The organism is Lentilactobacillus sp. (genome assembly GCF_040773105.1).
Taxonomy (GTDB): domain Bacteria; phylum Bacillota; class Bacilli; order Lactobacillales; family Lactobacillaceae; genus Lentilactobacillus; species Lentilactobacillus parabuchneri.
Map to the genome: position 1 here is coordinate 1 of NZ_JAXGWW010000068.1, position 9,667 is coordinate 9,667.

The 9,667-nt window shown below is 43.7% G+C and carries 9 protein-coding genes; 6 read left to right on the forward strand and 3 right to left on the reverse strand.

The window, feature by feature from the left end; all coding sequences use genetic code 11:
* Nucleotides 1-732 (reverse strand): amidohydrolase family protein (locus AB3112_RS05175; RefSeq protein WP_367334064.1); only part of this gene is annotated, 732 nt, incomplete at its 3' end.
* Nucleotides 733-869: 137 nt separating this feature from the next.
* Here AB3112_RS05175 and AB3112_RS05180 point away from each other — a divergent pair.
* Together AB3112_RS05180 and AB3112_RS05185 are read left to right on the forward strand one after the other, a co-directional pair.
* Nucleotides 870-2,054, forward strand: coding sequence for a DUF2075 domain-containing protein (locus AB3112_RS05180; RefSeq protein ID WP_084974538.1), 1,185 nt, complete (start codon nucleotides 870-872; stop codon nucleotides 2,052-2,054).
* A gap of 77 nt (nucleotides 2,055-2,131) precedes the next feature.
* The gene (locus tag AB3112_RS05185; protein ID WP_084974540.1) at nucleotides 2,132-2,488 is read left to right on the forward strand and encodes a YxeA family protein; all 357 of its coding nucleotides are present in this window, start codon (nucleotides 2,132-2,134) and stop codon (nucleotides 2,486-2,488) included.
* A gap of 59 nt (nucleotides 2,489-2,547) precedes the next feature.
* Here the strand turns inward: AB3112_RS05185 and AB3112_RS05190 are convergent, their stop codons facing one another.
* Together AB3112_RS05190 and AB3112_RS05195 are read right to left on the reverse strand one after the other, a co-directional pair.
* Nucleotides 2,548-3,222, reverse strand: a complete 675-nt coding sequence (locus AB3112_RS05190; protein WP_084974542.1) for a CPBP family intramembrane glutamic endopeptidase — start codon at nucleotides 3,220-3,222, stop codon at nucleotides 2,548-2,550.
* A gap of 2 nt (nucleotides 3,223-3,224) precedes the next feature.
* Nucleotides 3,225-3,578, reverse strand: coding sequence for a VOC family protein (locus tag AB3112_RS05195; protein ID WP_057910899.1), 354 nt, complete (start codon nucleotides 3,576-3,578; stop codon nucleotides 3,225-3,227).
* 171 nt (nucleotides 3,579-3,749) lie between these two features.
* On the opposite strand from AB3112_RS05195, the gene AB3112_RS05200 reads away from it, so the two are divergent.
* From AB3112_RS05200 to AB3112_RS05215, 4 genes are all read left to right on the forward strand, one after another.
* Nucleotides 3,750-5,288: an ABC-F family ATP-binding cassette domain-containing protein gene (locus AB3112_RS05200; protein WP_367334066.1), complete on the forward strand. Its 1,539-nt coding sequence runs from the start codon at nucleotides 3,750-3,752 to the stop codon at nucleotides 5,286-5,288.
* 218 nt (nucleotides 5,289-5,506) lie between these two features.
* Nucleotides 5,507-7,075: a peptide ABC transporter substrate-binding protein gene (locus AB3112_RS05205; RefSeq protein ID WP_367334065.1), complete on the forward strand. Its 1,569-nt coding sequence runs from the start codon at nucleotides 5,507-5,509 to the stop codon at nucleotides 7,073-7,075.
* A gap of 140 nt (nucleotides 7,076-7,215) precedes the next feature.
* Nucleotides 7,216-8,229, forward strand: coding sequence for a lipoate--protein ligase (locus AB3112_RS05210; RefSeq protein WP_239822872.1), 1,014 nt, complete (start codon nucleotides 7,216-7,218; stop codon nucleotides 8,227-8,229).
* A 20-nt stretch (nucleotides 8,230-8,249) separates the two neighbouring features.
* A complete protein-coding gene (locus tag AB3112_RS05215; RefSeq protein ID WP_084998399.1) occupies nucleotides 8,250-9,425 on the forward strand; it encodes a mandelate racemase/muconate lactonizing enzyme family protein in 1,176 nt (391 codons plus the stop codon).
* Nucleotides 9,426-9,667 lie beyond the last annotated feature (242 nt).

A 9,667-nucleotide genomic window follows, 5' to 3' on the forward strand; every position in this document is an offset into this window, starting at 1 on the left:
CTTGAATTCGTCTTTTACAGCATCCTGGTACAACTCTAGTGAGTCATATGGTTGGGTTCGACCCATCATTTCTCCGATGGCGACAATGCCGTTTTCTAAGTAATGGGTGGAACTATTCGTCATGTTATCAACGTCTGCCTGGTAATTCTGAGCTGATTTGGCCTGGATTAGCAGTTGGGTTGCGGCGACTTCTTTCATGTAACCGTTGGGGCGGCCATCCTGGAAGTGACCAATAAAGCCACCAACCGGATCTGGAGTGCTTGCGGTAATCCCAGCGAGTGCCAGGGCCTTAGAATTGCCAATTGACGAGTGACAATCCGAGCGATAGACAAATATTGGTTGGGTCGTCGAGACGGTGTCAAGGTCATCAACCGTTGGTGTTCGGTGCTCGGCTAACTTGGTTTCGTCAAAGCCCCAGCCTTCAATCCAAGTTGCGGGGCCTTTGCCGAAAGCTGGAGATTGTTTGAGAGCAGCTTTCATCTCTTCAATACTATTGACGTTTGGCGGCGTGCAGGCGACGCCATGAAGCGCATCGGCAATGTATTTGGGATGCGTGTGGACGTCGATTAATCCGGGCAGGACGGTTTTTCCTTCTAAATTAATGGCGTCAGGATCATTGACTTCACTTGATTCGCCTATCCAAGTGACCTGACCGGCTTTAATTTTCATCGCGGAAACAAATGAGGTGGGGGCTGTTCCGATAAATATTTTTCCATTCATGAAAGTGGGCATCTGAATTCTCCTCGTTGGATGTATTTACCTCTATTATTCATGAAAAATGGGAGCGATTGCAAGCCCTATCTCTCTGGAAATTCACTTCGAGAAAAGTTATCATTGAAACATTGAGAATTTTCGAGAGGAGCCATCCCATGGAATCTTTGGAGTCACATACGCTGAATGCATTTTCAAAAAACATCGAGTTAACGACTCATCAACAGCAGGTCTTAAAACAAATCGATGCCTTTGCCAGGCTGCACTTAAAAGAAGCTGGCCATGCCGTCTTTGTTTTGATGGGAGATGCCGGCACCGGCAAGAGCTTGATTTTGAACCAACTATTCACGGAACTGGCGCAGGAAGTCGATGATGCCTACTTCTTGGTCAATCATCCGGAACTGCTGAAAGTGTATCGTGAGTTGGCAGGCCAGACACCGCATATGCTGAAGAAGTATTATCAGCGCCCAACCAGCTTCATTAATCAAATGCATAAGCAGGACAAGCAGGTGAATTTAACGGTGGTCGACGAGGCCCATTTACTACTCAGCAAGCCTGACCACTACAACAATTACTATGGTGACAATCAGCTCCAGGACATTATCAATTTGAGCCGGGTGACAATTGTTGTCTTCGATCCCCATCAGGTGTTGCGGACAAAAAGTTTTTGGAACAAATCACGATTGGAGAATTTGATTGCCCCTTATCCTCATGATTTGGTGCACTTAAAGCAACAATTTCGGATGCAGGCCGGCCCGAAATTAATGGATTGGCTGGATCATTTTGTTGATGGCGACGTTATTTCTCCGGTTCCAGTTGAGATTGGCGATTATGATTTTCAAATATTTCCGGATGCCCAGAAAATGTTTCAAACGATTATCAAGAAAAACGCCAAATATGGCCTATCGAGGATGACGTCAACTAGCGGCTACCCGTCAACATTGGACGGTGGCAAGCACTTGGTCAATGAGGGGAATTTCCACCAACCTTGGGATCAGTACAACTTTACCAGCACGCCGTGGGCTGAACAGCCACAAACAATTGATGAAGTCGGCAGTATTTATACGGTTCAGGGGTTTGATCTAAATTACATTGGCATTATTATTGGGCCGCCGTTTTATCTGACGGCCGACAATCGTTTGGGCGTTGACCCCAGTAAGGTAACCGATGTTGAGATTTTTAAGCATCGTGCTGATATGTCGCCAGAAGATTATGAGCAAAGTAAGGTTGAGCTCTTGAGGAATTCTTTAAATGTTTTATTACGCCGAGGGATTAAGGGGATGTATTTGCATGCCCATGACCCAAAACTTGAAAGTTACTTGGAACAAATGATGCCGAAGTGATGGGCGGCAAATCAATTGACAGGGTCATATAGATTAGATATAGTTTGTTCATAAGATGCAACATGAGGAGATTATCAATGAAAAAGCGAACAATTATCATTCTGGCAGTTATCGTGGTCTTAGGTGCGATTGGTGGCGGATGGTATCACCACAATTATTCGACGATTCCATACTATGGTCGGGTAGGGAACTTGGAGCGCACGGAAAAGTCACCGAAAGGTAATCCGGATGTGCATTATTACCTGATTAAAGCTTATAACAAAGATGGTCAAAGTAAGACACTAGAGGTTGGTGCGATGGCCGGCAAGTATTTTACGAAGGGCCACTACATTAAGATCGGCTATTCAAGAGCCAAAAATGTCGTGAACTACGAGGGAATCCCGTATTCAGAGGTTCCTAAAAATATTCAACCTAAATTAGCTAATAACCAATAATACAAACGAGGCTTAAACGTGAGTAATTGTTCACGTTTAAGCCTCGTTTATATTTGACGTTATGGAATCAGATTGTTCATCATGTGTAAGGCGATGCTGTACCGGATGTCTCGGAAGTGCATGTACGCAAATGAGAGGCAGCAGCCCAACAACGAGTACATGATCCAAGTAAAATCAAAGCTCATTTCATGGGCGAACCCAAAAATGGATCCGCTAATGACAACGGCTAAAATATTGCTCAGACGATTGTCTTTATTGAAGAAATAATTCATGAAGATGCCACGGAAAATCAGTTCCTCAAAGATTGGTGCGAGAATTCCGCCGAAAAAGATATTCCACATGGGCATTCGCATTTCGGCAGCGTTGACGGCTTGTTGATTACTTGGAATTGTCAGTAGATGTTTTGAAATCAGCCACTGCCAGAAGATCTGGATGGCTGTCATCAAGATGAAAATCCACAGTAACTGGGCAATTTGTTTCATTGTTGGCCGCGTTTTACCAAAATTGCGGGGATTATTGGCAGCCAGTTGTTTCCCATACCGCCAACCGATCAACGCCAGGGCACCTGCAATTAATACCAGAGCCAACCCCAGCACGTGTCGGGCACGCAGGGGATCCTTAATGTACGTACCGGCGATTTCAAAGACAGATTCGGCAATAATGTATACTGCCAGAAACCCTACGAATTTTAAGATTTGGAGTGATTTAGTTGTGAGATACCTGGTTGTGATCATCGCTATTTGAATTCATTAACTTCAATCCGGTTTTTGTCGGGATCTAAAATCGTAATCGAGTTAACGTTTCTCCTTACTTCAGTTTTTTCTGTGGGTTCGCTGACGATATCCACAAAATAATTAATCAGGTGCGCTTTGATATCTTCCATCTTATCCTTGGCGATTAAGCCAAATGAAATTGGATGCTCAACCTGTTTTTCTTCGTGGAAGTCCAAAAACATTTTGTGCATGTCGGCACCCTTGTCGCCATTTGGCAAATCAACAATTTGCAGGTCAAAGACTTCATGATAAAAGCGCAAGCTGACTTCCAAATTTGAAACGGGAATCGTGATGTATTCAATTTCTCTGATATTCATCTTATAATCATCCTTTAAAAGTAGTGTTTCCATTATATACCAAACCGAATTCTTCGCACGATTAGTTTGACTACTATAGGAAACAAGCGTAACGTAACAATTTGTATGTAGTATTTCGAATTAATTAAGGAGTGAACTTTTTTGCCATTATTATCCGTATCAAATCTTTCAATGAGCTTCGCCGAGAAAGATCTGTATAAAGATGCTGAATTCACGCTCGAAAAAGGCGAGCACATGGGCGTGGTTGGTCAAAATGGGGTTGGGAAATCAACTCTGATTAAGATTATTACCGGAAGTGAACTGCCCCTTTCTGGAGACGTGAAGTGGCAGAAAAATATTAAAATCGGTTATTTGGACCAGTATGCCGATGTAGAAGGTGATCTGACAATGATCGACTTTTTGCGGACGGCTTTCGCTGATTTATACAAAACGAGTGACCAATTAAATGAACTGTATAATCAATATGCCAAAACAGCAGATGACAAGTTATTAGAGCGGGCTGGACAGTATCAAGATATTTTGGACTCCAGTAACTTCTATAATATTGATACCAGAATCGAACAAACTATCACCGGCCTTGGGCTTGATAATATCGGCCGTGATCATTTGGTTGGGAAGATGTCTGGTGGTCAGCGTTCAAAGATTATTTTGGCCAAGATGTTGTTGGCTGACCCTGACGTTATTCTGTTAGATGAGCCGACGAACTATTTGGATACTGCCCAAATTGACTGGTTGGTTGATTATCTGAACGGTTTCACCGGGGCTGCATTGGTCGTTTCCCATGATTATGATTTCTTGGAAAAAATCACCAACTGTATTATTAATATTGCATTTGGAAAAATTACCAAGTATCGCGGCAGCTTCAAGCAAGCGATGCGCCAACGAGAAGAACGAGAAGACTTCCAACAGCGTGAATACGATAAACAACAAGTGGAAATTGAAAAGGCCGAGCGGTTTATCCGTAAGAACAAGGCCGGCTCCAAATCAACAATGGCAAAATCGCGGGAGAAAAAGCTGGCGCATATGGATAAGATTGATCCGCCTTCAACAAACATTAAGGCAACTTTCAACTTTCCGTATGAAGAAACCGGCTCGCATGAAGCACTGACGGTTGATCATTTATCGGTCGGTTATAACAAGCCGTTGTTAAAGCCGGTAACCTTTACGATTTCGATGGGTGAAAAATTTGGCTTTGCCGGGTTTAACGGGGTTGGAAAGTCAACCTTGATTAAATCAATCCTTGGACAATTACCTGCTAAGGGTGGAACAGCTAAATTTTCACCATCGTCTCACATCAGTTACTTCAGCCAGGAGCTTCAATGGGACAACAATCGGATGACACCAATGCAGATCATTTCCGATAAATTTCCCAAGTTAAATCAGCGGACCATTCGGACCAAGCTTGCCAAGTGTGGGTTGGATGCTGCAAATGCGATCAAGCCAATCGGTCAACTTTCTGGTGGGGAACAAACCAAAGTAAAGCTGGCAATGATGGAATTCGTCCCAAGCAACTTCTTGATTATGGATGAGCCCACCAACCATTTGGACGAAGAAACCAAGGAAGCTTTGAAACGAGCGCTTGACCGTTTCCCAGGTAACTTAATCATCGTCAGCCATGAGTCGAGTTTTTATGATGGCTTGGTTGACAGAGTGTTGAACGTTGAACAATTGAGCTTGAAAGAAAAGCCGGTTATTCGAGAAGAACCATAAAAAGATAAAATAATAATACCACACAAATTTGTACTTGTGTGGTATTTTTGTTCCAAAAATTTTCCTTGATTTACAGGGTCAACCTGTTGTAAGATAGGTGCGAATTAAAAGTTCAAAGTACGTCACGTTCTCCCGTGAACGAGCGAGTACTTTGAACTTCTTTCAAGTTGTCATTGTAAGCGGTAACAGTCATTATTTGAAGGGAAGATGTCATCATTATGAAGCATTATTTGAGGAAAGTAGTCCTGTTAGCTGCAGGCATCATGAGCGTGGGGGCGCTTGCTGCCTGTTCGAATCAGAGCAAGTCTAAAGATAATGGCAAGTTAGTGCGAACGGCCAGCTTATCGGCCAACTATTCCATTATCACCTTGGATATTTCCAAGGCACAGGGATTTGACAATGCGGGGAATTTATATGACAGTTTGTTGTACATGAACAAGAATCACAAGCCGGTTCCCGCACTGGCAAGTAAGTACGCTGTCTCAAAAGATGGTCGGACATATACGTTTACCATCAGAAAGAACGCCAAGTTTAGTAATGGGGATCCGATTACCGCGCAAAGCTTTGTTTACTCGTGGAGAAGAACCCTTAATCCCAAGACCAAGTCAACCCATGCTTATTTGTTTGACGGGGTTAAAAATGCCGAGAAGGTGAACTTTGGTAAGCTTCCATTAACTGCACTTGGCGTCGATGCGCCCAACAAGCGAACGTTTGTGGTTCACTTGGACCGGCCAATTGCATACTTCACCAAGCTGATGACCTACCAGGCATTTTCACCGCAGGATCAGAAAGTTGTCAATAAATATGGTGCCAGTTACGGTCAAGCTGCCAGCAAAACCGTCTTTTCAGGACCGTACGTCATCAAGAACTGGAGTCCACAGTCAAATACCTGGACATTTTCGAAGAATCAAAATTATTGGGATAAAAAGCACGTTAAGATGAACACGATTCATATGAATTATGTGAATGATCCGCAGACCAGCTTGTCATTGTACCAGGCAAAGAAGCTGGATTTTACGATTTTAATTGGGGACCAGGTCAGCCATTATAAGAATAGCAAAGACTTGTACCACGGCCCGTATTCCTACATGAACTATTTGGTTTACAATCAAAAAATTAAAAATCCAACATTGAGAAAAGCTTTTAACAACGTCAATATTCGCAAGGCAATTTCACTGACGATTGACCGCAGTCAAATTTCAAATAACTTATTGAAAGGTGAATCGCTTAAACCAACTGGATTCGTAACCAAGTATCTGGCCTATGATCCTGCCAACAACAAAGATTTTGCTTCCCAGCAGTACGGTGGCGAAGGGGTTGCCTATAATCCCAAGTTGGCGAAGGACTACTGGCGAAAAGGGCTCAAACAAATTGGTCAAAAGAAGCTGTCCTTTGATTTGATGGTCGCCAATGCTGATAACGTTAAGAAGGTCAGTGAATATATTAAATCAACGGCTGAAAAGCAACTGCCTGGATTAAAGATTAATCTACAAACCGTTCCGCAAGAAGTTCAATACGCGCGTGGTGTTTCTGGAGATTTTGAGGCCTATATCACCGGCCGTGGTGCCGACATTGCCGACCCAACAGCTTTCTTACAACCGATGATGAGCAAGAATTCAATGAACTATGGTTCTTGGAGCAATGCAGAATTTGATAAGCTGATTAGTCAGTCAATTTATACAAACAACGCCGATCCGACTGTTCGCTGGAATAAGATGCTGAAGGCTGAAAAGATTATCATGCAACAACAGGGGGCAACACCATTATTACAGAACTATAATCTGTAATTGAAACGACCATATCTTCACGGGATTACTCATAACACAACCGGATCACAGTGGAATTATAAGTATATGTATATTAAAAAGTAACGATAAAGAAGTGAGGACTTATTCACTATTTAGATACGTCAAACGGATTGGCTTATTTGAAAGATTCAACAGTTGAACAGGCCTTTCCGGAGTATTTGGAAAAAAGCACCAAGTTTTCGGATTCGCTGATCTATTTCTACCACCCGCAAAAGCCGATTGTAATTTGCGGCGTCCATCAAAACGTCTTTTCTGAAGTTGATATGGCTTACCTTAACGAACACAACATCGATTTGGTTCGGCGAGGATCAGGTGGTGGGGCGGTGTACGTTGATCCTGGCAATTTAACTTATGTCTTTATTGATACAGAACGGTCAGTTCAACACCCTGATTTCAAAAAATACGCCCAACCAATCCTACAAACCATGCAGGTTCTCGGGGTTCACGCAAAAGCCAATGGCCGCAATGATTTAACTGTCGATAACAAGAAGTTTTCAGGAATGTCGGCTTCTAAAATTGGCAATCGGGTTTCCTATGGTGGGACTTTGATGATTGATGTGGATTTACAATCCGCAAGCCGAGTGTTGAAACCGACGAAAGCAAAGTTAAAAGCCAAGGGCGTCCAGTCTGTTCATAGCAGAGTCACGAATATCCGCCAATTCTTTAGTCCGGAATATGGCAGCATTTCCATCGAACAAGTTCAGCGCCTCATACTCGAGCATGTATTTCGCACGGGTAACATCGGGCAAATTCCAACGTATCGATTAACCAAAACCGATTGGCAGCAGGTTGTTGAACTGGCTCATAGCAAATACGGCACCAAACAATGGGTATTCGCCGGAAATGATCGCCACGACTATTATCGGGATGCGTACTTTCAAGGATTTGGAACGGTGGGAATTGGATTTTCCGTCAAGGACAATCTGGTGACAGGCGCCAAAATTTACGGGGACTTTTTGCAGACGTCAGGCGACTTGGAGACAATTGAGTCGGCAATTAATGGTACCCGTTTGACGTTTGAAGATTTAACCAAAGCGTTTGGTGGGGCGAATTTATCGGTAAATTTGGGGAACATTAAGCCTAGTGCCCTGGCAAAGCTGATGGTCGACCCTGCTCGTGATGAAAGTCTGTAATGCAGACTAAGGAGGGTCGTATGAAAATTACCAGTGTGGATATTTTTCAGCTTCAATGGTTTGGTTTAATGCCGGCTTGGCACCCCGTGGTTATCAGAGTCAACACAGATTCTGGGATCTCTGGGTTTGGTGAGGCCGGGCTTGCATATGGCAGTGGTCAACTTGGAGCAGTTGGCAGTCTAAAGGATTTGTCACAGAAAATCATCGGCTGGGATCCGATGCGGATTGAAGCCATTTGGGATCACCTATACCAGGATACGTTCTGGGGAAAAGGCGGCGGAGTGGTTTTCTATTCTGCAGTTAGTGCAATTGACACGGCACTTTGGGACATCAAAGGCAAGTACTTCAAGGTACCGGTCTATCAGCTATTGGGTGGCCAAACTCGTTCTCGTATCCGTGCATATGCCAGCCAACTACAATTTGGTTGGGGAGACCACGTCAAATTCCTGACAACACCTGATGAGTATGCAAATGCTGCCACCAAAGCTGTTTCTGAAGGATATACCGCAGTTAAGGTCGATCCGTTTATGATTCAAGAAGATGGCCAACTCGGCATTCACGACAAGCAACTATTAAGTCAGTCGGAGATGGGGTTGTTCTTTGACCGAGTTGCAGCAATTCGTAAAGCAGTTGGCGACACTACCGACATTATTTTGGAATGTCACGCCCGACTGAATGTCAATTCTGCAATTCAGTTTGCGGATAAAGTCAAGGCTTTGAACATCTATTACATGGAGGAACCAAATTCTCCCAAAAATCCCGAGTTAACGAAACGGATTGGGGCAAAGACGTCAATCCCACTGGCCAGTGGGGAACGGTTGACGACTCGGTATGGATTTCGACCGTTCTTAAAGAACCGTTCATTAAGCGTCGTGCAACCGGACTTAGGTATTTGCGGTGGCATCACGGAAGGTAAGAAGATTAGCGATATGGCAGCAACTGAAGATGTCAGTGTGCAGTTTCATGTTTGTGGGAGTCCAATTGCTACGGCAGCGGCGCTTCAACTCGAGGCGGTGATTCCCAATGCATTAATCCATGAACACCACGAAATTTCGTTGAAGGCGCCCAATATTGATTCGGGCAAGTATCGCTACGAACCTAAGAACGGCTGGTTTGAAATTCCAAATCGGCCCGGAATTGGTCAGGAGTTGAGTGAAAGCGCAATCGAACAGGCCAAGATTGAGACGATTCAATAGTGTATTTAGGAAATATCGAGGACAGAGATCAACAACTGTTATTTACGCTCATTCGAAGCATCATTCGGTCGAACTAGGCAGATCAAGTGACACACAAAGAACCGCCACATCAGAAGGCAATCCTGATATGGCGGTTCTTTATATTGATGTAGCTGAATTAAGCAGCTGCATGGCGTTCTTTTAAATCGGCTTCAATCTGAGGTTGCATTTTATCAAATTTGTAGAAGTACATCAAAATCAAG